Origin of the sequence: Litoribrevibacter euphylliae (genome assembly GCF_042646085.1) — a bacterium.
Lineage (GTDB): Bacteria > Pseudomonadota > Gammaproteobacteria > Pseudomonadales > Litoribrevibacteraceae > Litoribrevibacter > Litoribrevibacter euphylliae.
Genome location: NZ_JBHRSZ010000004.1, coordinates 548,025 through 570,941, shown reverse-complemented (window position 1 = coordinate 570,941; position 22,917 = coordinate 548,025). Strand labels below are relative to the sequence as shown.

The window sequence follows — 22,917 nt, the reverse complement described above, 5'->3', positions numbered from 1 at the left end:
TCTAGTTAATTCAACATCCAGTTAATTCAACATAAAGTGCACCGGGATACGCACCCGAGACGCCACCGTCAGACCTGCGGCATGTTTGGGAACAAACTCCCACTTGGAAACAGCCTCAATCGCCGCACGATCCAGCGAGCCTATGCCTGAACTGTCATAGACTTCCAACTTGGTTTGTTCGCCACGACTGTCTAACCACACATCCAGCCAGACCACACCTTCCTGACCACGCTTGCGCGCTAAGCGGGGATAGATAGGCGGCTGTGGATCGGACTTAAATTGCGGATCAAGGATGATGTCTTCATGAACGCCCGACTGATTCGATATCGCCGTTGCCTGGCTGGCAACAGACTCGGTTTCCACTTCATTCGTTTCAGTTTCTTTCATTTCAGAGATTGGCGTTTTCGAATCGTTTTTAATGGTCGGACTCTCGGTTTCGGCTGCGGCTATTTCAGTTTCTAAAACGTCAGTTACCTTCTCTGTTGTTTGAGTGTCTTTTTGTGGGAAACTGTCAACGATTGCAGGCACTTGGGGAGCTGGCTGGGCTTTTTGTAGTTGTGGTTTGCTTATTGGATCTACCACAGGCTCTTTAATAGGGGCATCTATAAGCTTTTGAATCGGTTCTTGAATAGACTCTTCAGTAGACTCTTCAATAAGCACGGGCTTCGAAATGCTTGCCTCTGCTCTTTCAATCAGTGGCGAAGAAAATGAAAAAGATAACGCCAAGGTTGAGTTAGATACCTGACCTGAACTTACTTGTTGTTGCTCATAGGAGTTTAAATAGCTGATCACGCCTGCATGAAGCAGCAACGCCATACACACGGAAAATAATCGAACACCAAAACTCTTCATTTCCCTTAACACCTTTCACGCTTCATGTGTGGATTCTCAGTTATGACAAGCCGTTTACTGAGCCTTTGCTACCAAACGATTGTTTACTGACAAAGCATTCAAATAAAAACAATTCTCATTTCTGTTGACTATATTATTGAGAATAATTAGCATTTGCAACCGATAACAAATCACAACACGGAAGATATTGGCACCAGGATGTGCACCAAACATTAAGAAGTTCTCAGAAGAACTCGTTGTTTAGCTTGGAACATTTAGATCGATTTAGGAAAATCACTCATGTCAAAAGCGATTACCGCTCTAGCAGTCAGCGGTTTAGGAAGTTTGCTACTCTCCAGCAACGTGTATGCACAAACTCAAGATGCTAATGTTTCTACAAAAAAAACGTCTGTCACTACAGAAAACAGAGACATTACTGAATTCAAAAAAGTCACGGTAAATGCGACTCGAGTTTCCCAAGACGCAGAAGATGTGACACGTACCGTTTCAGTGGTTGAAAAAGAACAGCTGGAAGAAATCCAAGCCAACTCAGTAGCCGAAGCCGTTTCTTATCAAACAAACGTTTCTGTGGGTGGTGGCGCCGTACCAGGCAACCAAAAAATTAACATTCGTGGTCTGGAAGGTGACAAAGTTCTTCAGGTGATCGACGGTGCTCGTTCCAACACCAACTTCTCTCACCGCCCGTCTTATTTCCTTGATCCTGAGCTATTAAAATCTGTTGAAGTGCTGAAAGGCCCTTCTAGTAGCTTGTGGGGTTCTGGTGCCATTGGAGGTGTGGTTGTTCAAAACACCATTGAGTCCGATGACCTGATCCAAGAAGGTAACGATGTCGGTGGTTTCATCAAGAAAGGCTACCAAACCAATGGTGACGTTCGTACAACGTCTGCCGGAATCGCCGCTAAACACGACAACATGGATGTGCTTTTTGCTGCCACGCACTACGACAGCAACTTCATGAAGCAAGGTGAAAACGTTGATTCACGCCAGACCTTGTATGGAACAGAAGCCAAAAACACCACCTATTTAGGTAAATTTGGGATCGACCTCGATCAATACCAGCGCGTTCAAGCACAATATCGCTACGCCGATCTTGATGGTCATCCGCCAACGGTGGGTTCTACCGATGAAGCCGAGAACGCTGACGATCTACTGATTGATCGTCTAGTGAAAGATCAACACGCTGCGATTGATTATTCCCACAAAGGCTCCTCTAAGTACCTTAACTTCGATGCCAAACTGTATTTAAACGACACAGAAAACGAAGAGGTTAACTTACTGGAAGGCACCGACCAAAGCGATCTAAAAACAATTGGCTTGAACCTTCTGAATAATTTCGACTTCGACCAGACACAAATACTGGTTGGGATTGATGGCTACAAGGACACCATTGAAACCAAACGAACCGAAGACGCTAGCACCGGCAACCGTCCTAACCCGCCATCCAAAGCGGAAAGTGAAGTTTGGGGTGCATTCACCACGATTACTCATGATCTAACCTCCACAATTCAACTGGACGCCAGCCTTCGCTACGACAGCTTTGAAACGGAGTCGGATGACCTGGACACCAGTGCTGACGAGAACAATCTTTCAACATCAGCGGGTATTCGTTGGCAAGCGACCGATTGGATGCGTTGGAGTTTGCGTTACGATGAAGCCTTCCGCGCTCCATCCTCTTATGAGCTGTACATCCAAGGGACACACTTCAACTATGGCGCACCAGGCTGGGATAATGAGTTCGTAGCTAACCCGGATCTAAAACCTGAAACCGCCAAAAACATCGAGTTAAGTGTAGATCTGGCATTTAACAATCTATTAGCGGATGACAAGCTAACGATTGCCGCGACGGCGTTCCAAAACGACGTTGAAGACTTCATCTATCTGGACGTTGTAACCACAGCTGATTTCGGCCCACCACCCGCGTGTAACTGTGTATCAGGGACATCCACTCATACAAATGCACGTGACGCAGAGTTATGGGGTTATGAGCTTGAAGCGAATTATCAGATTGGTGCCTTCAATGCGTTACTAAGCTACGGTCAAACACGCGGCACGCACGATACCACGACCTCTTCTGGCACTACCAAAGATCACCTTCCTAACATTCCTGCGGACAAGTGGGTTGCTGATATTAGTTACGGTTTCTGGGATATCGACACCAAAGCCGGTGTCAGAATCCTAAGTGCTGAAAAGCAAGATCGCATTGAAGAAGATCAACATGTGTATGATGGCTATACCACGACCGATCTGTACGCGACTTGGGAACCCTCAGACACAAGTCTGGAAGGTGTAAAAGTGGATGTTGTCTTAGCAAACTTACAAGACACCCATTATCAACAAGCCTTCTCGGAAGTGTATGAGCCTGGCCGTTCACTAAAAGTAGCGGCTAAGTACAGCTTCTAACCGCTAACTATTTACAATACATGTTTCACATAAAGAGAGGGATTAGAAGACGTACTTGCTACAAATTCTAATCCCCAATAAAAACCGGATGAGTTAATGACTATGAACATACCTGGCGACAATGCCCTCGAATTACTGCAAGAGATTGCAGATTGGGGAAACACAACCACCATCATTCTTCACGGCGGGTCAGTGTTTGAATTCAAAGGTAATTTCCCTCAAGGCTCGGTTGCACAAGGATTCTATAACCTCAAAGGCGAATCCGGTTTTGAAGGCCATTTAAATCTCGACAAAGTGGATCACATTGCCTTCCAAGACAAGCAACACCGAGGTAAACAAAGCTATGCCTTGGTGTTCAATGACAAAGACAACGGCTGCATTTTTAAAATTTTCGTTGGCCGGGATTCCGACGGCGAATTACTTGAGAATCAAGTAACCCGTTTTAAAGAACTACAAACAATCTATAGCGCATAGTAATTACTCAATCATATAAACTATATAAAGGAACCTTTGAACAAACCCTTCCCTGCTCAGAGATTCCCCAATTTATTAGGATTAGAATTATGAAAAACAAAGGCCTTGAACAACGTTTGGGCGATGAAATCATCGACTTTCTAAACACCCGCAAGACTCTGAACCTTGCAAGTCTGGATGAAGACGGTTATCCATACGCCTCTTACGCGCCTTTCGCCACTGGCGACGAGTGTATTTATGTATTGCTGAGTGACATCGCTATTCATGGTAAGAATCTGAGAAACAACCCTAAAGCCGCTGTTCAAATTGTCGAAGATGAATCGGAAGCCGCGACTATCTTTGCGCGTATTCGAGTGAACTATCAAGTACAGGCCAAGCACATCGAATTAGATTCTGATGAGTACAAAACCGGTATTGAGCAACTTTTTCAAAAGCACGGGGACCGCATTCATAAACTGGCTGAGTTGAGTGATTTCAACTTGTTCCGCCTCAATCCATTAGGCGGTCGTTACGTGAAAGACTTTGGTCGGGCTTTTGCCATTGCAGGCGATACCCTATGCGGTGAAAGCATTGATCGTTTACGAGACGGACACAAAACCCGAGCCACTGTCTCTGAAGAAGCAAAAGCCTCTTAACAAACATCATCAACACTTGTTTTGAACTAATTGGCCCCCATAACGGACTTAATCGCTACACTCTTACACAACCTTAATCTATCCCAATCAGAAAAGAGCAGAAAAGGACATCCCATGAGCAGAACGGTCGTTATCACTGGAGCCAATCGAGGCATTGGTCTTGAACTCGCGAGACATTATCAAGCCCAAGGCGATCAAGTTATTGGCGTATGCCGAGAAACATCGGACGAATTAGACGAAGTCGCATCCATGGTGATAGAGCATATCGACGTTTCTAACATCAATGCCATTGAGCAATTAAAGATTTTCCTGAGCAATCAAAGCATCGATATTTTGATTAACAATGCAGGTCTCTTTATCAATGAAACGCTCAGTAATATGGACTTTGAGACCATTGAACAACAGATGGAAGTCAACGCCTACGGCCCTCTTAAAGTGACGCTCGCGCTACTTCCTCAGTTAAAAGAGGGTTCAAAGATCGCCAACATCACCAGTCGTATGGGTTCGATTGCGGATAATACATCCGGTGCGTATTACGGTTACCGCGCGTCCAAAGCCGCATTGAATGCCTTCGGCAAATCACTGGCCGAAGACCTGAAATCGCAAGGTATCGCGGTAGCTCAATTGCATCCAGGCTTTGTTCAAACCCGCATGGTGGGCTTCAACGGTGATATTTCACCGCAAGATGCCGCGAAAGGGTTAGCCGCACGTATTGAAGAACTGAATATGGAAAATACCGGTGGTTTCTGGCACTCCAATGGTGAAGTGCTACCTTGGTAAGTAATACAATCCGGCCTTCTCATTCACCAATACTAGGAAACCCAATGAAGAAGCTTGTATTAATACTTACAGCATTATTGTCTTCTCAATCAATACTCGCTGGACCTCAGTGTCAAACATCAGTTATAAAAACTCGTATTTCGAATACAGGAGGCCTATACCTATCTGGAAATGCAATATCAGACGGTACATTTATAGTACTTTGCAACATTGCACAAGACATAGGTAACGTAAGTACGAGTACTTGTAAATCATGGTTAAGCATACTCCAAACAGCCCAAGTATCATCTCGAAAGATTGACGTATCATATAAATATACTGATGCCTCAGTTGTGTCCTCATGTGATGCTGTTCCTGCAGGATCAAATGCCCCAATACCATATTTTATTCAGTTATCAGACACACAAGACTAGATAAAGAATCTTAGGGCAGTAAAATTTACTGCCCTATTGGTGTTAATCTAAACGATCTATCACTAGCTGATTTATCTTTTTATACAGATCTTCTGCCTGAGCAATCTCACCGTGACTCGGGATCATTGTGGTCGGTTTATCCAACTGTAATTGATTCAACACCCAAGACTTGAACTGAGCGCGGTCTTCAATGATGAACCACTTCACTACTTGGCTCATTTTAAGCCCCGGTGCAGCGTCCAACAGCTTTTGGGTAAAGCGGGCTACCGGCTGGTTGGAGAGTCGGTCGTAATTCAGAAAGCTGTCGCAGGTGATCCAGAGGCAACCCTGTTCATCTTGTTTTTTAATCCAGGCATCTCCGGCTCTATGACCCGGAGGCAACAACACCGAATAGCCTTGTGGCATCGGCGGTTGTTTGTCTTCTAAGGCATAGATTTCATTTTCCGACGCCACCACGCCTTGTTGCATCAATCGAGTAATGGCTTTTCGGCTGGCATATAATGCAAAGTTTCTGAACGTCTTCTGCCAATGCTTCACACCCATGTAGTGGTAGCCATTGGGCATGACGATATGGAGTTTAATGTCTGGGCGATGCCACTCTTCAGGCCAGGAATCCAACAACGGCTTACCCGGGCTAATAACCACAAATTCGTTGTCAGACACCTTAATGGCAACCGAGTTGGACACAAAGTTAGGGACAATGTACTGCCCGAATTTTAATTCAGGGTAATTCGAGACAGCATGCCAGACGTTCTTTTTCATCATCAGATCTTCCGAAACAGGGTGGCGCTATCCTATCCCATCGAGTCTGATCTGAAATTAACAAATGTTACGGCTGGCATGCTTTCCTCAAAACCGTTTCCTCAAATACCTTTACTCACTTTATTCAACAACACCTAGTCGGCTACAGGCTGTGGTTCTTTGTCCGAATAACAAGGTAAAACCGCTTTTAGAATTGGGAAGTAAGTCAGCGGATCGAGAATTCCTTCCAATCCCAACAAATTAGGATAAGCAACCACATGTTGATAGATGGCTTGCTGGAAATACTCCCGACACACATCCGATAGTTCACCTTCAAGATACGGTTGTTGTGCTTGGGGTTGAGTGTAGTCACATAAGATAGACGCCAATGTCGCTTGCGTGACAAATAAGTCCACCAGAATATTAGGCTTAGCCACCGGTAAATAGAGGTCTCTCATTTCAGCAACTGACTCTCTATTCCAGGCGTGAGGGACTATGTCCAGGCTGCTGGAAAGTCGTTTCAGGTGGGAGTCATCTAACAGGGAGTCAGAATAGTCGGCAAAGGCTTTATTGCCCGCTGTAGCACCCGCGAAAGCGTAGACATGAATACTCGCGTTACCTTCCGGATCCCATTGTTCTTGCACTGGGATATCCACCTGACCTGACGTTTGTTTTAGAAAGAGTCCGTAAGTTGAAGATAAGGTCGCGCCTAAGCTATGGCCTGTTACTGTGATATCCAAGGGTTTGTCATGCGTTTCTGCCTGGATTCGCAAGAACTGCAACATGGTCGTACCCGCACCGGGAACCCCAACCGGCGCTTCCATTTTCTTTACTTTTTCCATGCCCACATGAGTGCCATAAGAAATCTTAGCCGGACGGTTGCCATAGACCTGAACCGAGTTGCAGCCTGCTTTCCAAGGTTTCTTTCTGAACACGAAGAAATCTTCGACGATCCAATTTGAGAGTGCCACCGGGTTAGTTCCACGAAAAACTACAGCCAGCTTATGAGGGTACTTACGATGCTGAACAATATACGCCATATTGTCATCGAACAGCGAGAACCAAAATTCACTGACGGCCGGCCCCCACACCAGCTTCCATTCATCTGCGGTGGGCGGTTCCAACGCTAAGTGTTCAACCAGCCTTGGGGCAATCTTCTGGGCGTTGTTCTTATCTGAACCAGTGAGCGCATAGCCACAGTAAGAGATGTAGGAGAGTGTCAGCATTTGCTGTTCGATGGAGTATTTCATAGGAGTCCTTTGCCTTTAACCGAATAAATCAACGCTATTGAGTGTGGATCATTTCAAGACAACAAACTTCTGAGAAACCGATGAACCTTCTGTAGGTATTCGCCCTTTTCTTAAGGACGATAACCAGAAGGTTCATCGACTTGGGTCAATTGTTTAGATCAAGCGATCTAGGAAACCTCTAAATATCTGTAGACATCACTCCGACAAATTCATTGAGTGAGTCATCCCCGCTTCGGCATGACCCGGGATATTACAGGCAAATACCACCTTCGGATCGCCTTTAAACTTCCAGATTAATTCACGAGTCTCCCCTGGTTTCACAGTGATGGAGTTTCCATCTTCATGAACCATATCCGGCATTTGACGCATCATCGCTTGATGCGACTTTTGCTCTGCTGCATTTCCAATGGAGAACTCATGGTTGATCTGACCTTTGTTAGTCACCACAAAGCGAACGACATCGCCTGAATTAATTTCAGGCAAACGTTCAAAATTGAAACGCATCGCATCAACGGTTTCTAACTTAATGGTCTTTGTCACTTCTTCAGCAACTCCTGGTTCACCACTGGCACTTAATGCCTTGTTACCATGCTCGTGATTCATTTGTGAATGATCCATACCCGAGCTCATCTGATCATGATTCATCTTTGAATGATCCATGTGCTGATGATTCCCCGCGCCGCCAGCCAGTGCATTTAAAGAAAGTGATAAAGAGAACATCGAAATAACAGTCAAAAAAGTTTTCATATAAATCCTTTAAACAAACAAAAAAATTAGACGCGTTTTAATACACGCTGCCACAAATAATAAGTCACAGGTATCACAATCAAGGTGAGCACCACCGAGGTTACCATACCCCCGACCATAGGTGCTGCAATGCGACTCATCACCTCTGAGCCAGTACCTGCTCCGTACATAATCGGAATCAAACCTACGATGGTCGCAATTGCCGTCATCATCACAGGACGCACTCGTAATACCGCGCCATCCAATACGGCCGCTTTGATGTGTTGACGATCCACCGTATTAGGTAATTCGCCACAGCTTTGTTTTAAATACTGCAACATGATCACCCCGGTTTCTGCGGCAACCCCTGCAAGCGCAATAAAACCAACACCGACCGCCACCGAAAAATTGAAGCCTTCAAAATACATCAAAAGTACTCCACCGGTCATAGCCAAAGGCAAGGTCAGTAAGATCATCATTACTTCAGCAAAACTCCGGAAATTCATGTACAGCAGCACAATGATGATCATAAGAGTCAAAGGTACGATGTAGGTAAGCTTCTCAACCGCACGCTCCATGTATTCGTATTGCCCAGCCCAAGTAATGGAATAACCGGCCGGAACATCCAAGCGTTCAGCCACAATATCACGGGCGTTTGCTACATAAGAGCCTATATCAATGCCTTCAATATCGACAAAGGTCCAGCCATTGAGACGTGCATTTTCACTCTTAATCATTGGCGGACCATCCTCAATATAAATATTGGCAACGTCCCCCAACGAAATACGCTGACCAGAAGGCGTCACCAAAGGTAAGAGAGCCATCTTCTCGGGCGTATCTCGGTAATGCTGAGGATACCGAAGATTTATGGGATAGCGTTCCAGCCCTTCAACGGTTTGTGAGACGTTCATTCCACCAATGGCAGAGCTAACGACTTGTTGAACGTCGGCAATGTTCAAGCCATAGCGAGCCGCTTTGCCACGTTGAATATCCACCTTGATATAACGGCCACCTGCCACACGCTCGGAGTAAGCAGAGGCAGTACCTTCAATATCATTAAGAATAAACTCCAAGTCTTGTCCGATTTTTTGGATGGTCGCCAGCTCAGGTCCGGCGATCTTGATTCCCACCGGGGTCTTAATGCCCGTCGCTAACATATCAATCCGGGTTTTAATCGGCATCACCCAAGCGTTAGTCACCCCAGGGAGTTTCACCAAACCTTCAAATTCGTTAATCAGGTCTTTTGATGTAATGCCTGGTCGCCATTGTTCTTTCGGCTTTAACTGAATGAAGGTTTCAATCATGGTCAAAGGTGCAGGGTCGGTTGCGGTTTCGGCTCGCCCTACTTTTCCGAAGACATTCTCAACTTCCGGTACTGTTCGAATCAACTTATCCGTTTGTTGTAGTAACTCACGGGCTTTACCGATGGAAATACCAGGATAGGTTGTCGGCATGTACATCAGATCGCCTTCATCCAACGGTGGCATAAATTCACTGCCGATCTTGCTGGCCGGATACAGTGACGCACCAGTCACCAACAAAGCGAAACTCAAGGTCAAAAGAGGATGATTCAGTACACCGCGAAGTATCGGCTTATAGCCAGCAATCAACAAACGATTGATGGGATTCTTACGCTCACTGATCACTCGCCCCCGAATGAAGTAGCCCATGAGTGCAGGCACCAAGGTAATCGCTAACGCCGCAGCGGCCGCCATGGCATAGGTCTTGGTAAATGCCAAAGGGGAGAACATCCGACCTTCTTGTGCTTCGAGTGTAAACACGGGTAAGAAACTGACGGTGATGATCAACAAGCTAAAAAAGAGGGATGGCCCCACTTCTGCGGCAGAGTCGGCCACAATCTTCCAACGATTTTGATCGGTCAGTGGCGTGCGCTCCATGTGTTTGTGCATGTTTTCGATCAACACAATGGCCCCATCAATCATGGCACCAATGGCGATGGCAATACCGCCCAGCGACATGATGTTGGCATTCAAGCCTTGCAGATGCATAACGACAAAGGCCGCCAAAATCCCTACCGGCAGGCTGATCATAGCCACCAGCGAACTGCGCACGTGCACTAGGAAAATCACACAGACCAAAGCCACCATCAGCAGCTCTTCGGCCAGTTTATCCCAGAGATTGTCGATGGCACTTTGAATCAACCCGGAACGATCATAAACGGTGACCAGCTCTACCCCTTCGGGCAACCCTTTCTTGAGTTCGTCGAGTTTAGCCACCACGCCTTCAATGGTCTTTTGCGCGTTTTCGCCAAAGCGCATAACCACAACGCCACCAACGGTTTCCCCTTCGCCATTAAGCTCGGCAATGCCACGACGCATTTGCGGGCCTAATTCAATCTCAGCAACATCTTTCAATAACAGAGGTGTGCCATTAGCGTTCACACCCAAGGGAATATTGGCTAGATCTTGCTGATTCTGGATATAGCCGGTAGCTCTTACCATGTATTCAGCTTCAGCCATTTCAACCACAGACGCGCCGACTTCCTGATTACCTTGTTGAATAGCGGTTTGAATTAAGGAGAGCGGAAGATCAAAGGCACGAAGTTTATCCGGGTCAACGATCACCTGATATTGCTTGACCATACCGCCCACTGCAGCAACTTCCGATACGCCAGGAACGGTTTGAAGCTCATACTTCAAAAACCAGTCCTGAATGGATCGCAATTGGCTGATGTCATGTTTGCCCGTCTTATCGACCAAAGAATAGATATAGACCCAGCCCACACCAGTAGCATCCGGCCCCAGTTGAGGCTTGGCCGTTGCTGGAAGATTCGGAGCAACTTGGCTTAGATATTCAAGTACCCGACTCCTGGCCCAGTAGAGATCCGTGTCTTCATTAAAAATGACATACACATAAGAATCCCCGAAAAAAGAATAACCACGCACAGTCTCAGCACCGGGTACCGATAACATGGCGGTCGTTAACGGATAAGTGACTTGATCTTCCACCACCTGAGGCGCTTGCCCTGGATACGAGGTTTTGATGATCACCTGAACATCAGACATATCAGGAATGGCATCCACCGGCGTATTCTTGATGGAATACGCGCCAGCACCTATCAAGATAAAGGTCGCAAGTAATACAAAAAATCGGTTGTGCACCGACCAGCGAATAACGGATTCAATCATAAAGCTATCCCCCTACATGCCTTCACTGCTCATGTCATGACCGCTGTGATCCACCTCTTCGGTCATAGGTGACATGTCGGGTTGCATTCCCTTCATCATTGCATCATCAGGAATATGAACGTCACTGATTTCAAACTTGTGGTTAGGGTACTTGGTAATCTGAATGTGCAGCACCATACCCACAGTTAAAGCCGCTACATCCACCGATTCCGCCACAGGAAAATCCATATACATCTCTGGCCAGCCCCATTCATCGATTGGTTGGTGAGTGGCTCCGACCATAGCTCCCATACCGTCCATGCTTTCAATACTTTCGATTTTGGCTTCTACCCAAGAGGATTGCGGGCCTCCATTGTCAGGCGCGCCCTTCTCTTCAGTACGAGCTTCCATTCGCTTGAAGTCAGAGCTTTTGGAAGATTCTGAATCCAGTAAGAATTGTGCAGAGGTTACGACAGTTTCACCTTCTTCAAGTCCATCCAATACTTCTACATACATTTGGTCAGATTGGCCGAGCGTCACTTCAATAGACTTAAACTTACCGTCTCCAAGAGCCAATACCACGCGATCCTGATCTTGCGTACGAATCACGGCTTCTCTGGGGATCATCAAGTGCTGTTTGTTGTCACTGGCATGAATAACGACGCTAGCGAACATATTGGGTTTAAGAAGATGCTGTTTATTATCAAAGCGCACACGTACTTTCAGAGTACGGGTCATGGCATCCAATGACGGATAGATGTAATCGACCTTACCTTGCCAGCTTTGCCCGGGAAAATAGTCCAGTGTCATGGTGACATCAGCACCTATACGGGCCAAGCCCGCCTGCTTTTCAAAGACTTCCGCCTCGACCCAAACTTCATCCAAAGCCCCAATGGACATCAAGGTTGTCTCAGGTTTTACGAAGAAGCCCTCTCTAATCGAAAGGTTATCTAACACACCCGACTGAGGCGCATAAAACGTAATGTTCTCGGCCACTTTACGCGTTCTCAACAAGCGTTGAATGCTTTTCTCAGGCACATGCAGCAATCTGAGTTTACGCATGGCGGCCTGTCTCAAACGAATACTTTGCTGATTGAGCGCTAACAATAATTCCTCTTGCGCATTAATCAGCTCTTGAGAGTAGATATCATACAAAGGCTGACCTTTTTTGACGGGGTCACCTTCGGCTGTGACGTAGAGTTTTTCAATCCAGCCTTGAATACGAGGATGAATGTGAATCAGGGCATCTTCGTTATATTGCACATAGCCCACAGTTTCGATTCTGCTTTCAAGTATTCGCATCTCGGCAAAACCAAGACGCACACCAAGGTTATTGATGACTTCGGGGGAAATACTAACGGTACCGGGGCTTGAATCACTTCCACCCTCTTGCGCATAAACAGGAATTAAATCCATTCCCATGGGAGACTTACCCGGCTTATCCCGACGGTAATTGGAGTCCATCGGGGCGACCCAGTAGAGAGGTTCAGGTTCGCTGTTTTTCGAGTCTTGCTGACCCGTAGTTAAAGAAATAAACGAAGGCAATACACCTTGTTCAGCTAAAAATGGCGTCACCAAGACACCGACAATCGTGCCTAAGACCACCGCAAAGACTACGGAAACTATTTTCATATTCATTGTTCTTTATCACTGCTAAATACCAACATCCGAAGCTAGCAATTTGTGGCTAACAATTTGTACGTAACAAACACTTCGAATGACTGAGAATACGCCAAAAGTAGGCGCACTAAGGGTGTTTAAGCAGTGATAGGAGGACGGTATAGAGAAGCTGCGAGTCGAACGATTGAAGCTTGAGAATCTATAAACTCAGGCTGGGAAGCCCAAATAACGGAAGTAATAGAGATCACATTATGGAATAGCGGAGAAGAACAAACGCCTAGGGAACATTGACAAGTATCCTGACAACAATCGCCTGCAGCAGAGGGGTTATCATGGCTGGCTTGTGGTAGATGTTCAGCAGTCATGTCTTGCATCATTTCGCTACAGTGATCCGACATGCTTGTTGAAATTGTTTGATCAGAAGTGACCGCATTGCCTTGGCCAACCTTAACGTGAGACATCGATACACTCATCACGGCATTCGCATAGCTCTGGCTAACTAACGCCAACAAGCTCAACACTAATATGCAAATTTTGAAATGACGCAAAATGAGGTACTCACAAAGTTATTGCCAAAAACCACGTTCGTTGGAGTCACACAACGAGTAAGAGTTCCATAAGATGAACTCTAAACTGGGTAGCCAGTCGTGCATCGTATCTTACTTTGGCGCAATATCGAACCCGTATTTCTCAAGAATTTGTCGATATTTTTTGGTTTTAAGGAAAGGTTTCAGCGCCTTAGAAAACGCTTTCACTCGTTCTTTGGCTTTCGGTTTCGCTTTGGAAAAAGCAATGTAGTCTGGCGCATAATCAATTTTAGGCTCTAAAAAAGCAAACTGATCCTCGTGCCCCATGGTTTTTGCAATCTGCAACATCACCGGTTTATTGCCTACGGCTATGTCTATTGAACCACGCTTCAAGCCAGTTAACAGCTCTTCGGTAGAGCTGAACGCCCTTTTATTGAGGGTTTTATGTTCAGAATACGACGCCCCATGCCAATAGCCGTTCACATTCCCAAAGGTATAAGTAATCAGCTGATTAAGGTCGCCTGAATACTTGATACTACTGTCACGACGGACAATTAATGAGCTCGACTCATAGACATGCGGAAGATCAACATAATACACATGTTCTGCCCTCTCCGGTGTTTTGAAGTAAAGCAATACCATATCAATGTTACCCTTAGCCAAATTATGCTGTACTCGTTTCCAAGGGAATCGCTTATATTTCAACTGATATTTAAGCTTGTGAGCCAGATGAGTCACAATCTCTGCTGCTGCACCCACTATCTGCCCGTCTTGTTCAAAATAGAAAGGGTAATAATCTGTTTCACTCAACCCAACAATTAACACAGGTCGCTTGATGCCCGAGCTAGGGCTTGCCGAGCTAAGAGCAGAAAAGCTGAAAATCGAAATAGATAATATCAAGTAGGAAATAGATCGGATCATATGGGGCATCACTATGTTTTCACCACATCATTAAGATACTAGCCCATACCTTTGCTTCTTGCTATTTTCTACATTTTTCATGTCAGCATTCACTTACACAACATTAATTCAGTCCGATGAATACTCATCCACATTAAGACGTCACTGAACCTTGCTTCGCATATCAAGAACAGCGGCTACCATCGCAAAAACGATCGCCAAACAAGCCGCAAACGCTGCAAGTTCGAGCCCTAATAAGGTTTTACTTAAGTTACCGGAGAGAACAGAACCGCCATAGAACGTTTCTGTCGCATGAGCAAATAAAACACCACCCATAACCAACACAATCAAAACACTGGCCAATCGAACATTGTTTTTCAACCAAGTTAACCATAAACACAACAAACCGATTCCACAGTTAGTAAATAACTGCCAGACCTCATGAAAGCGAGCGTGCGCAGGCCAATCGGGGTTAAATACATGCGACACATTAATTTCCAAAACAGGAACAATTACTGCAAAAATGCAGACACCCAAAGAAATTAGAATTCGAGCCAGCATACGCCCTCCTAAAAGCTCAAAAGCCTATTTGCGATCACAAGAATGATTTTGACCATCAGTCGTCGGAATCGGCCCTAACTGAAACGGGTCAACACCTTCAAGGCAGGCCACATTGATTGCATATTGATTCGGATTAGAACGACGTTTGTGGTGAGTATAGATACCACAGGTATCACAAAAATAATGCTCTGCAGTTTTGGTGTTGAATTGATACAGGGTTAAATGATTTTGCCCTTTTGACAAGGTGAATGATGAAAGAGGAACCGACGTAACAACCGCGCCACGACGTGCGCACATTGAACAATTGCAACGCGATAACTCTTCAAAGCCATTTGGTAGGTTTACTTCAAACTCAACATTACCGCAGTGGCAAGTGCCTTTATGCATTCCTATTGCATCCATATTCAATTCCTTAAATTTATGAACCAATAAACACTACCCCACAAAACATATTGAGAAAAGCATCAGCTATAGATGTTTTAAGCATGGACCTAACGATAACGAAAAAGCCCCGGCTCTTCCGAACCAGGGCTTTCGAACTAAAGTGAAAAAATGTTACTTCACTTCATACACTGTCGTCGTGCCAGACACTTCGTTACCAACAATCAGCAGAGCATTATCAGTCGGGCTGTCTTCAGCCGATACGAACTTGAAGCCTTCTGGCGCAAGATCACCAGCCTCCTCCAGAGACTCTTCAATGTCCACAGAATAGTCACGGTTAACTGTGTACTGAACAAACATAGGTTCAGCAGGATCAGTAATGTCATACATCATGATGCCGCCGGTACGCTCAAGACCGACAAAGGCATACGTCTTATCTCCGACTTTGCCTACCGCCAAAGCTTCAGGTTCAGGGCCTTTGTCATCCGAACGATCATCAAACGCGTTTTCATCGTTGGTTGTATTAAAACCTTCAGTACCTAGCGCTTGAGCAGTGATTTGCTCGAAATCATCGCCTGAATCAAATACCAAAGCACCGGTATCGCCATTGAAAATAGAGAATGAACGCGTACCGAAGGAATACAATGTTTCGAGCGAACCATTGTTGTCTGTGTCACCTTCCGTCGAAATCACCTTCAAACGGCCAAGATTTTCGTTGTCAGCAATGGTTTCATCGGTGAACACCTCTTCGTTAAGCGACAGATCTAAATCTTCCAGATCTTTAACACGTACTTCGTCGATCCAAGCCAAGCAGCCATCGTCTTCGTCATAATCCAGACCGTTGGCAGCGATACACTCTTCTTCGTTAGCGACATCAAAGAAGTACTCGCGAGAATCCCCTTCGTTGGCCGTAACAACATAGTTCACGCCTTCGATCTCAACACTAGCAATACTGTCAGGCATATATAAGCCGCGAAGATTTGCATAGGTTTTGATGTTGATGCCGTCGTTTACTTCTTCACATTCCTGCTCTTCAACGTCTTCTTGAGAGCAGTCATCTTTGTTAGATGCATCCAAACCATTCCCCTCAACACTGTGATCTTTATAACCAAGACCAATCAGACGCTCAACAGTCCCTTCCGCCAAATCAATCACAGCGAGGGCATTGTTTTCTTGAAGGGAAACAAAGGCTGTGGTGTTGTCATCAGAAATAGCCACGTATTCAGGTTCAAGATCCTGCGCTACAGACGCGTTCAAACCAGAAATACGAACGCCTTCAATTTCATCCGCACGAGCACCACCCTCGTTAAAGGCTTCAAACGTCACCTGAGTACCGTCGTCGGCAGGCACACCATTTGTAATAGCAACGATGGTTACAGAACCTACAGGATCATTCGTGTAATCACTTGAAGGTTCACCTTCGTTCGCAGCAACCGCAAACGCACCATCAGAAGAAATTTGTACATTATCTGGAAGCGCACCCGCCGCAACAGATTTCACGTAGGTTGCAGCACCCTCTTCATTCAAGCTATAGAAAGCAATGACACCGTTTGCTTGCTTGTCATCGTGCTCAACAGCAACCGCCATTAAATTATTTACAACGGCAACACTGTTGATGCCTCCTGACTCAAAACCATCAAGATTTTCATCTGCATCGACATCCGCGCCTACATTCAACTGAGAACGACGTATCAAATTAGAGGCAGTGAGTGGCGACTCAAGTTCATTACTTGAAAGCTCCGCAGCATTCAAAATATCAACAGTCTTTTCGTTTGCATTGATGACCAGAATACTGTCGCTGTTTTTGTGGAAAGCCACAATTTCAGCCATGCCTTCATCCAGCTCTTGTTCTTCAGCAAAACGGCCAATCATAGTCAAAGACGCGTGGCCATTATTCTCTTGAAGGGTTTCTTCCAAATGCTGTGCTGCCTCATTCGCAGAAACAATTGCATCTGGCTCAAACACATCATTAACCGCTGTTTCGAACGCATCCGTATCAGACCAATCAGTGATTTCAGCATCAGCTGCAGCAGTATGGCTTGCTTGTTCAATGGTGATACCATTTGACGCATCACCGTCTGAATCAAGTGTTTGAAGAAGGCGAGCAATATTATTTGCAGCTTCATCGTAAGGATTATCAGAATCAGCCAAATCCAGAGGCGTTAAAAGATTACTTGCCACTGTTGCCGGAAGATCAATATCACCGATTGAGAAGGTTACCGTTTCGCCTTCGATGTAGTTAAACTCACCATCAGCATTCGTTGATCCTGATTGAGTGGCAGTACGATAGTTAATACCGCCCACTGCGGAATCTACAAATACTCCAGTTTGAACACTTGGCGAAGATGAAGATGAGTCATCATTATCACTGCATCCAACCATTACAGCTGAGCCCATAGCTACAGCAAGAACCATAGGGCTAATATTCAAACCCCCTTTTCCAAAACCTTTCGCGGCTAGCTTCATTATTATCTCCCTGGCGGTTAAGACTTTTATACCGGTTAGTTCAATTACAAAACCGGTTAATTTCTACCCTGGAAAAATGTCAGCCATAAGTCAGAAAAAAGACAAAACAATGACAACAGCTAAAAATGAGCCGCCGGAAACAAGATTAAAAAGGCTTAAATTCACTTTTCTGGTATAGTTGCCACACTTTATTCTCAATACCAAAATCCCATTACAACACCGTCCAAATTTTGTCTTTGAATTTCGTTGAGTAGTCCATGAAACGTCTTGATGTAGTCCTTGTTGAACAGTCCTTAGCTAACTCCCGCACCCACGCGCAAAAGCTCATCAGTTCGGGTCGAGTGAAAGTTCAAATAGGCAGTCAATGGAAAGTCATTACCAAACCGAGTTTTAAGCTGGAAGGTTCTGAACCGCTGGAAATTGAAGCCCATGAAGAAGACAAGTTCGTTTCTCGTGGCGGTTTAAAGCTAGAAGGTGCATTGAAAGACAACAATATTGATGTGACAGATATGATTGGTTTAGACGTGGGTTGTTCTACCGGTGGTTTTACTGACTGCTTGTTACAGGCTGGCGCAAAGCATGTCGTTGGAGTTGAGGTTGGTCACGATCAATTAGTTGAAACGCTACGAAACGATGACCGCGTGACCTTATACGAAGGCATTAACGCTCGTGAACTAGACCCTCAATTAGTGTTGCCTCATACCATCAACAGTGAAGGCTTCGATATTGTGGTGATGGATGTCTCTTTTATTTCCCAGACTAAGATCCTCCCTGCCCTGGCTCCCGTTATGAAATCTGGCGGACATCTAGTGTCTTTAGTAAAACCTCAATTTGAAGTAGGTAAAGAAGGCATCGGAAAAGGCGGCATTGTTCGTGATCCAGCACTTTATAAAGACGTTGAGAACCACATTCGCGCAACTTGTTCAGAATTAGGACTCACCGTTAAGAGCTACATCGAAAGCTCCATCAAAGGCGGCGATGGCAATCGTGAGTTCCTGGTGTGGGCAATAAAGAACGGGTAATGAAGGATAGACAGTAAAAAGCTAGACAGTTAAGAACTAACTTGAGCTATGATTTGGAGAGCTAAGAGCCCCGCCCCCATTCCCTTATCGACTCAGATGATCCAACGGCACAGCCGTCCGGTTAATGATTTTTCTCAGCACGAAGCTTGAATGAACCCCGGTTACGCCTGAAATAGTGGTCAGCTTGTTCAATAGAAATTCTTGATAGTGCGCCATATCGGTTACCAGCACTTCGACTAAATAATCTGCCGCCTGACCGGTAATCAAAGAACAGGTGACCACTTCAGGGTAGCCCTCTAGCGTTTTATCAAAGTTTTCAAAACGATCTGGGGTATGGCGATCCATGCTGACTTGAATGATTGCAGTTAAGTTAAGTCCCAACTTTTCTGCATCCAATAGCACCGCTTTACCGACAATGACACCACTGTCTTCAAGATGCTTGACTCGACGAGAACAGGGGGATGGCGATAGCCCTACTTTTTCGGCTAACTCCAAATTGCTCAGAGAACCGTCTTTTTGCAACTCTTCAATAATGCGTTTATCGGTACGATCTAGCTCAATCACAGGAAAAACTTCCTTTTTATATTCAACACACAAATATTAAAGCAATATATCACCACACAACAAACAGATTTTAATTACTTATTGCATAAAGACTCAAAAACAGCAGCACATTAGCAACCAATCGCCCTTCCATCAGACATATAATTTCTTCCTGTCAACGCTGTTACCCAGCAGACAAATCGCCAGGATCAAAGGTTCTTAAATATCAATTCACAAGATTGATCGAGCGAGTGGAGACGCGCTCAGAGCACTTTCTCAAAAAGAAAGCACTTTCGTTAGTAAAGATGCATTAACGAAAGCCAGGCTCATAAAGGACTCTAGACATCTTAAACCCAGAGATGCAGGTACCGCCTAACCTGGCTTAAATTGATTATCCAAAAGATTCTATCAACCCTTTAAAACATAACTGGAATAGACAATGTCAGGCGCAAATACATCAGGTTTTAGCCATCACCTAAGCTTTAATCATAAAAAGTACCGCCCATTTGCACCGATTCAAATGAAGAATCGCACATGGCCGGATCAGGTAATCACACAAGCACCCTATTGGTGTTCCGTGGATCTCCGCGATGGTAATCAAGCCTTACTCGAGCCTATGACAGTGAGCCAGAAACAGGCGCTTTATCAATTATTGGTAGAGGTTGGTTTTAAAGAGATCGAAATTGGTTTCCCGGCCGCATCTCAACCAGACTACGATTTTGTTCGTTGGTTAATTGAAGAGAATCAAATTCCGGACGATGTGACCGTTCAGGTGCTAGTTCAAGCTCGTGAACACTTGATTGAAAAAACCTTTGAAGCCTTGAAAGGTGTTAAACGTGCCGTCGTGCATGTTTATAACTCAACCTCAACGGTGCAACGTGAAAAGGTCTTCAAACAAGACAAAGACGGTATTAAAGCCATCGCAGTACAAGGTGCCAAGTGGGTTCAGGAATACGCCGCTAAGTATCCTGAAACTCAATGGACTTTTGAATATTCACCAGAGAGTTTCACCGGCACTGAAATTGATTACGCGGTTGAAGTGGCCAATGCCGTCATCGATGTTTGGCAACCAACACCGCAAAACAAAGTCATTATCAATTTGCCATCAACCGTTGAAATGGCGACACCGAATGTATTTGCTGATCAGATTGAATGGTTCTGCAACCACGTTAATCGTCGCGACTCAGTGAACATCAGTGTTCATACTCATAATGATCGTGGCTGCGCCGTAGCGGCGGCCGAGCTTGCAGTGATGGCCGGAGCTGATCGGGTCGAAGGCACTCTTATGGGGAACGGTGAGCGTACTGGCAATATGGACATTGTGACTATGGCAATGAACCTATACAGCCAGGGCATTGATCCTAAACTGGACTTGGCCGACATGAACAAAATTGTACGAGTCTATAAAGAAGCGACCCAGATGCCGGTACATCCCCGTCACCCATATGCAGGTGAGTTGGTGTTCACCGCCTTCTCCGGCTCGCACCAAGATGCGATTAAGAAGTGTTTGGATCAACATCAACCAGAAGATGCTTGGGACATTGCGTATCTACCCATTGATCCTGCGGACTTAGGTCGCAACTATCAGGAAGTGATTCGAGTCAACAGCCAATCAGGCAAAGGCGGCGTCGCTTATACACTTGACTTGGATTACGGTATTCAACTTCCGCGCTGGATGCAGATCGGTTTCAGTAGCATCGTTCAATCTCATGCTGAGAAAACTTCGACGGTTGTAGATTCAGAAACGATTAAGGCCTTGTTCGACGAGCACTATATGTCGTCGTCATCACCTTACGCACTGGAAAAATATTCTGTGCACAGAAGTGAATCAGACGTAGTTACAGCTGAGATAAGAGATGGCCAGGAAATCAAAACCATCACAGGTCAAGGCAATGGCGCAGTATCCGCCTTTACCCATGCACTGTCTGGATTTGCAGGTTTGACCATCGACGTTCAGGAGTTTCATGAACATGCTCTGGAACACGGCTCTGAGTCCAAAGCCATTGCGTACCTTCAGGTAGAAGTGAATGGCAAGAGCATAGAAGCCGCAGCTATCCATCAAGATATTCTAACTGCCAGCTTAGCCGCTGTATTAAACTGCCTTAACAAATACGTGAGCCAAGCTTCAAAGGCTGAGTCACAGAGTAACGTCTAGAAACTCAGCCAAGACACACAAAAAAAGGCGAAGAACATATGCTCTTCGCCTTTTTTGTCTTTATTCGATCTTGAAACATACGCTGTCTAATCTCAGCAAGAAATCACCTGATCACGCCCTGCTCGCTTAGCTTCATACAAAGCCACATCAGAGCGCTTAGTTAAGCTATCAATATCATCCCCCGCTACAATCTCTGAAATCCCCATACTCACAGTCACTTTCATACCATTAGGAAACTCGGAGTGTTTCAGTCTTTCTCTCAAAGATTCAGCGACTACTCTCGACTGGAACTTATTCGTAGCCGGCAATACCAAAATAAATTCCTCGCCCCCTACTCGACATAAACGATCCGTATGACGGATACGGCCTTTAATATTCCGAACGAGCTGACGCAATACTTCGTCACCCACATCATGCCCGTGTTGATCATTGATGGATTTAAAGTGGTCTATATCGATGGAAATAACCGAAGTCACTTCAAAGGTACGTCGAAAGATCGATAAACATTCATTCAGTTTTTCAATGAGGAAACGTCGATTAAAGGCACCCGTGAGAGGATCTTTAATCACCTCACTGGCTAACTGATGACATTGGCGTTCAAAGTAGTCGCAGTGGTAAAACACCACTATCAAGCAATAACTCACAACCAAACTGGATAAGCCCGCAACCCAATAGACTTTATCCAGATACAAAATAGTTGAAACCGGAGTAAAACCAGCCAACATCAGCAAACAAAGTCGAAAATGAAACTTTGAAATGGCAAATTCACCAATTCGATTCAATAGCGTGTTCATGATACTTCCAAGTGTTTTCCCGTCGTTAAACGTAAAGATAGAGAGCAACTTGGCAAGCTCAGTGAACGAAATTGGGAAGAAATAAGGAAGCACTAGTAAGGTGTGAACTGAATCACAGGGATGTCTAACGTCTAACGTCTAACGTCTAACGTCTAACGTCTAACGTCTAACGTCTAAAGATCATCACACAACGAAACACAACGAATACAGAGAGAAAGTAAAACTTATGAATAGACTAAAAAAAATAGACAGAGTAAGTCAGGATAAAGCAGAGGGAAAGAGTGGCGTCCCATAGGGGGTTCGAACCCCTGTTACCGCCGTGAAAGGGCGGTGTCCTAGGCCACTAGACGAATGGGACGCAGTAGAATTAACTTCAAGAAGTTAATTTGGTGGAGCCTAACGGGATCGAACCGTTGACCTCAACGCTGCCAGCGTTGCGCTCTCCCAGCTGAGCTAAGGCCCCACTGCTTTGGACGGGGTGCATATTAGTGATTACCCCATCCTCAGTCAAGAAAAAATTTCAAAAAAGTTAAATTCTTATTAAAAAAC

At 45.2% G+C, this 22,917-nt stretch carries 19 protein-coding genes and 2 tRNA genes; 6 read left to right on the top strand and 15 right to left on the bottom strand.

Annotated features, from left to right (window positions below; all coding sequences use genetic code 11):
• Window positions 1-21: 21 nt before the first annotated feature.
• On the bottom strand, window positions 22-852 hold the full coding sequence (locus ACFOEK_RS10035) for an energy transducer TonB (protein WP_386719981.1): 831 nt from the start codon (window positions 850-852) through the stop codon (window positions 22-24).
• A 279-nt stretch (window positions 853-1,131) separates the two neighbouring features.
• Between ACFOEK_RS10035 and ACFOEK_RS10030 the strand changes: the two genes are divergently transcribed.
• The 4 genes from ACFOEK_RS10030 to ACFOEK_RS10015 all read left to right on the top strand — a co-directional run bounded on the left by ACFOEK_RS10030 (window position 1,132) and on the right by ACFOEK_RS10015 (window position 5,141).
• Window positions 1,132-3,252, top strand: coding sequence for a TonB-dependent hemoglobin/transferrin/lactoferrin family receptor (locus tag ACFOEK_RS10030; RefSeq protein WP_386719978.1), 2,121 nt, complete (start codon window positions 1,132-1,134; stop codon window positions 3,250-3,252).
• A gap of 96 nt (window positions 3,253-3,348) precedes the next feature.
• Window positions 3,349-3,726, top strand: coding sequence for a heme utilization cystosolic carrier protein HutX (gene hutX / locus ACFOEK_RS10025; RefSeq protein WP_386719975.1), 378 nt, complete (start codon window positions 3,349-3,351; stop codon window positions 3,724-3,726).
• A gap of 89 nt (window positions 3,727-3,815) precedes the next feature.
• Window positions 3,816-4,361 (top strand): HugZ family pyridoxamine 5'-phosphate oxidase, encoded by a 546-nt coding sequence (locus ACFOEK_RS10020; RefSeq protein WP_386719972.1) that lies wholly within the window; start codon window positions 3,816-3,818, stop codon window positions 4,359-4,361.
• A gap of 114 nt (window positions 4,362-4,475) precedes the next feature.
• Complete coding sequence (locus tag ACFOEK_RS10015) at window positions 4,476-5,141, top strand: SDR family oxidoreductase (RefSeq protein WP_386719970.1); 666 nt, start codon at window positions 4,476-4,478, stop codon at window positions 5,139-5,141.
• 455 nt (window positions 5,142-5,596) lie between these two features.
• On the opposite strand, the gene ACFOEK_RS10010 is transcribed toward ACFOEK_RS10015, so the two are convergent.
• The 10 genes from ACFOEK_RS10010 to ACFOEK_RS09965 all read right to left on the bottom strand — a co-directional run bounded on the left by ACFOEK_RS10010 (window position 5,597) and on the right by ACFOEK_RS09965 (window position 17,854).
• Complete coding sequence (locus ACFOEK_RS10010) at window positions 5,597-6,319, bottom strand: hypothetical protein (protein WP_386719967.1); 723 nt, start codon at window positions 6,317-6,319, stop codon at window positions 5,597-5,599.
• Between the two features lie 131 nt (window positions 6,320-6,450).
• Window positions 6,451-7,545: a lipase family protein gene (locus ACFOEK_RS10005; RefSeq protein ID WP_386719964.1), complete on the bottom strand. Its 1,095-nt coding sequence runs from the start codon at window positions 7,543-7,545 to the stop codon at window positions 6,451-6,453.
• Window positions 7,546-7,740: 195 nt separating this feature from the next.
• Window positions 7,741-8,292, bottom strand: coding sequence for a cupredoxin domain-containing protein (locus ACFOEK_RS10000; protein WP_386719961.1), 552 nt, complete (start codon window positions 8,290-8,292; stop codon window positions 7,741-7,743).
• Window positions 8,293-8,318: 26 nt separating this feature from the next.
• Entirely contained in the window at window positions 8,319-11,420 is a 3,102-nt protein-coding gene (locus ACFOEK_RS09995) for an efflux RND transporter permease subunit (RefSeq protein ID WP_386719958.1), read from the bottom strand.
• 12 nt (window positions 11,421-11,432) lie between these two features.
• Window positions 11,433-13,031, bottom strand: coding sequence for an efflux RND transporter periplasmic adaptor subunit (locus tag ACFOEK_RS09990; protein WP_386719955.1), 1,599 nt, complete (start codon window positions 13,029-13,031; stop codon window positions 11,433-11,435).
• Window positions 13,032-13,156: 125 nt separating this feature from the next.
• Window positions 13,157-13,567, bottom strand: a complete 411-nt coding sequence (locus tag ACFOEK_RS09985; protein WP_386719952.1) for a CopL family metal-binding regulatory protein — start codon at window positions 13,565-13,567, stop codon at window positions 13,157-13,159.
• Between the two features lie 111 nt (window positions 13,568-13,678).
• Entirely contained in the window at window positions 13,679-14,467 is a 789-nt protein-coding gene (locus tag ACFOEK_RS09980; protein WP_386719949.1) for a substrate-binding periplasmic protein, read from the bottom strand.
• A gap of 141 nt (window positions 14,468-14,608) precedes the next feature.
• Window positions 14,609-15,007 carry a hypothetical protein gene (locus ACFOEK_RS09975; RefSeq protein WP_386719946.1) on the bottom strand — a complete coding sequence of 133 codons (399 nt, stop codon included), beginning with the start codon at window positions 15,005-15,007 and terminating at the stop codon, window positions 14,609-14,611.
• 24 nt (window positions 15,008-15,031) lie between these two features.
• Window positions 15,032-15,409 carry a GFA family protein gene (locus ACFOEK_RS09970; RefSeq protein WP_386719943.1) on the bottom strand — a complete coding sequence of 126 codons (378 nt, stop codon included), beginning with the start codon at window positions 15,407-15,409 and terminating at the stop codon, window positions 15,032-15,034.
• A gap of 153 nt (window positions 15,410-15,562) precedes the next feature.
• Entirely contained in the window at window positions 15,563-17,854 is a 2,292-nt protein-coding gene (locus tag ACFOEK_RS09965; RefSeq protein ID WP_386719940.1) for a choice-of-anchor I family protein, read from the bottom strand.
• Window positions 17,855-18,111: 257 nt separating this feature from the next.
• Between ACFOEK_RS09965 and ACFOEK_RS09960 the strand changes: the two genes are divergently transcribed.
• Window positions 18,112-18,876, top strand: a complete 765-nt coding sequence (locus ACFOEK_RS09960) for a TlyA family RNA methyltransferase (RefSeq protein ID WP_386719937.1) — start codon at window positions 18,112-18,114, stop codon at window positions 18,874-18,876.
• A gap of 84 nt (window positions 18,877-18,960) precedes the next feature.
• Here the strand turns inward: ACFOEK_RS09960 and ACFOEK_RS09955 are convergent, their stop codons facing one another.
• The gene (locus tag ACFOEK_RS09955) at window positions 18,961-19,437 is read right to left on the bottom strand and encodes an Lrp/AsnC family transcriptional regulator (RefSeq protein ID WP_386721539.1); all 477 of its coding nucleotides are present in this window, start codon (window positions 19,435-19,437) and stop codon (window positions 18,961-18,963) included.
• Between the two features lie 421 nt (window positions 19,438-19,858).
• Between ACFOEK_RS09955 and leuA the strand changes: the two genes are divergently transcribed.
• Complete coding sequence (leuA, locus tag ACFOEK_RS09950; RefSeq protein ID WP_386719934.1) at window positions 19,859-21,574, top strand: 2-isopropylmalate synthase; 1,716 nt, start codon at window positions 19,859-19,861, stop codon at window positions 21,572-21,574.
• Window positions 21,575-21,666: 92 nt separating this feature from the next.
• On the opposite strand, the gene ACFOEK_RS09945 is transcribed toward leuA, so the two are convergent.
• From ACFOEK_RS09945 to ACFOEK_RS09935, 3 genes are all read right to left on the bottom strand, one after another.
• Entirely contained in the window at window positions 21,667-22,368 is a 702-nt protein-coding gene (locus ACFOEK_RS09945) for a GGDEF domain-containing protein (RefSeq protein ID WP_386719931.1), read from the bottom strand.
• 282 nt (window positions 22,369-22,650) lie between these two features.
• Window positions 22,651-22,726 (bottom strand) — tRNA-Glu (locus ACFOEK_RS09940).
• Window positions 22,727-22,755: 29 nt separating this feature from the next.
• Window positions 22,756-22,831, bottom strand: a tRNA-Ala gene (locus ACFOEK_RS09935).
• Window positions 22,832-22,917: the final 86 nt, after the last annotated feature.

What these genes read in the sequence shown, in the direction of transcription:
- ACFOEK_RS09980 (WP_386719949.1), bottom strand. Translation starts at nt 14,467, where the DNA reads ATGATCCGATCTATTTCCTACTTGATATTATCTATTTCGATTTTCAGC.
- leuA (WP_386719934.1), top strand. Translation starts at nt 19,859, where the DNA reads ATGTCAGGCGCAAATACATCAGGTTTTAGCCATCACCTAAGCTTTAAT.
- ACFOEK_RS09990 (WP_386719955.1), bottom strand. Translation starts at nt 13,031, where the DNA reads ATGAAAATAGTTTCCGTAGTCTTTGCGGTGGTCTTAGGCACGATTGTC.
- ACFOEK_RS09945 (WP_386719931.1), bottom strand. Translation starts at nt 22,368, where the DNA reads ATGAACACGCTATTGAATCGAATTGGTGAATTTGCCATTTCAAAGTTT.
- ACFOEK_RS10005 (WP_386719964.1), bottom strand. Translation starts at nt 7,545, where the DNA reads ATGAAATACTCCATCGAACAGCAAATGCTGACACTCTCCTACATCTCT.
- ACFOEK_RS10030 (WP_386719978.1), top strand. Translation starts at nt 1,132, where the DNA reads ATGTCAAAAGCGATTACCGCTCTAGCAGTCAGCGGTTTAGGAAGTTTG.
- ACFOEK_RS10035 (WP_386719981.1), bottom strand. Translation starts at nt 852, where the DNA reads ATGAAGAGTTTTGGTGTTCGATTATTTTCCGTGTGTATGGCGTTGCTG.
- ACFOEK_RS10020 (WP_386719972.1), top strand. Translation starts at nt 3,816, where the DNA reads ATGAAAAACAAAGGCCTTGAACAACGTTTGGGCGATGAAATCATCGAC.
- hutX (WP_386719975.1), top strand. Translation starts at nt 3,349, where the DNA reads ATGACTATGAACATACCTGGCGACAATGCCCTCGAATTACTGCAAGAG.
- ACFOEK_RS10000 (WP_386719961.1), bottom strand. Translation starts at nt 8,292, where the DNA reads ATGAAAACTTTTTTGACTGTTATTTCGATGTTCTCTTTATCACTTTCT.
- ACFOEK_RS09965 (WP_386719940.1), bottom strand. Translation starts at nt 17,854, where the DNA reads ATGAAGCTAGCCGCGAAAGGTTTTGGAAAAGGGGGTTTGAATATTAGC.
- ACFOEK_RS09960 (WP_386719937.1), top strand. Translation starts at nt 18,112, where the DNA reads ATGAAACGTCTTGATGTAGTCCTTGTTGAACAGTCCTTAGCTAACTCC.
- ACFOEK_RS09995 (WP_386719958.1), bottom strand. Translation starts at nt 11,420, where the DNA reads ATGATTGAATCCGTTATTCGCTGGTCGGTGCACAACCGATTTTTTGTA.
- ACFOEK_RS09975 (WP_386719946.1), bottom strand. Translation starts at nt 15,007, where the DNA reads ATGCTGGCTCGAATTCTAATTTCTTTGGGTGTCTGCATTTTTGCAGTA.
- ACFOEK_RS10015 (WP_386719970.1), top strand. Translation starts at nt 4,476, where the DNA reads ATGAGCAGAACGGTCGTTATCACTGGAGCCAATCGAGGCATTGGTCTT.
- ACFOEK_RS10010 (WP_386719967.1), bottom strand. Translation starts at nt 6,319, where the DNA reads ATGATGAAAAAGAACGTCTGGCATGCTGTCTCGAATTACCCTGAATTA.
- ACFOEK_RS09970 (WP_386719943.1), bottom strand. Translation starts at nt 15,409, where the DNA reads ATGGATGCAATAGGAATGCATAAAGGCACTTGCCACTGCGGTAATGTT.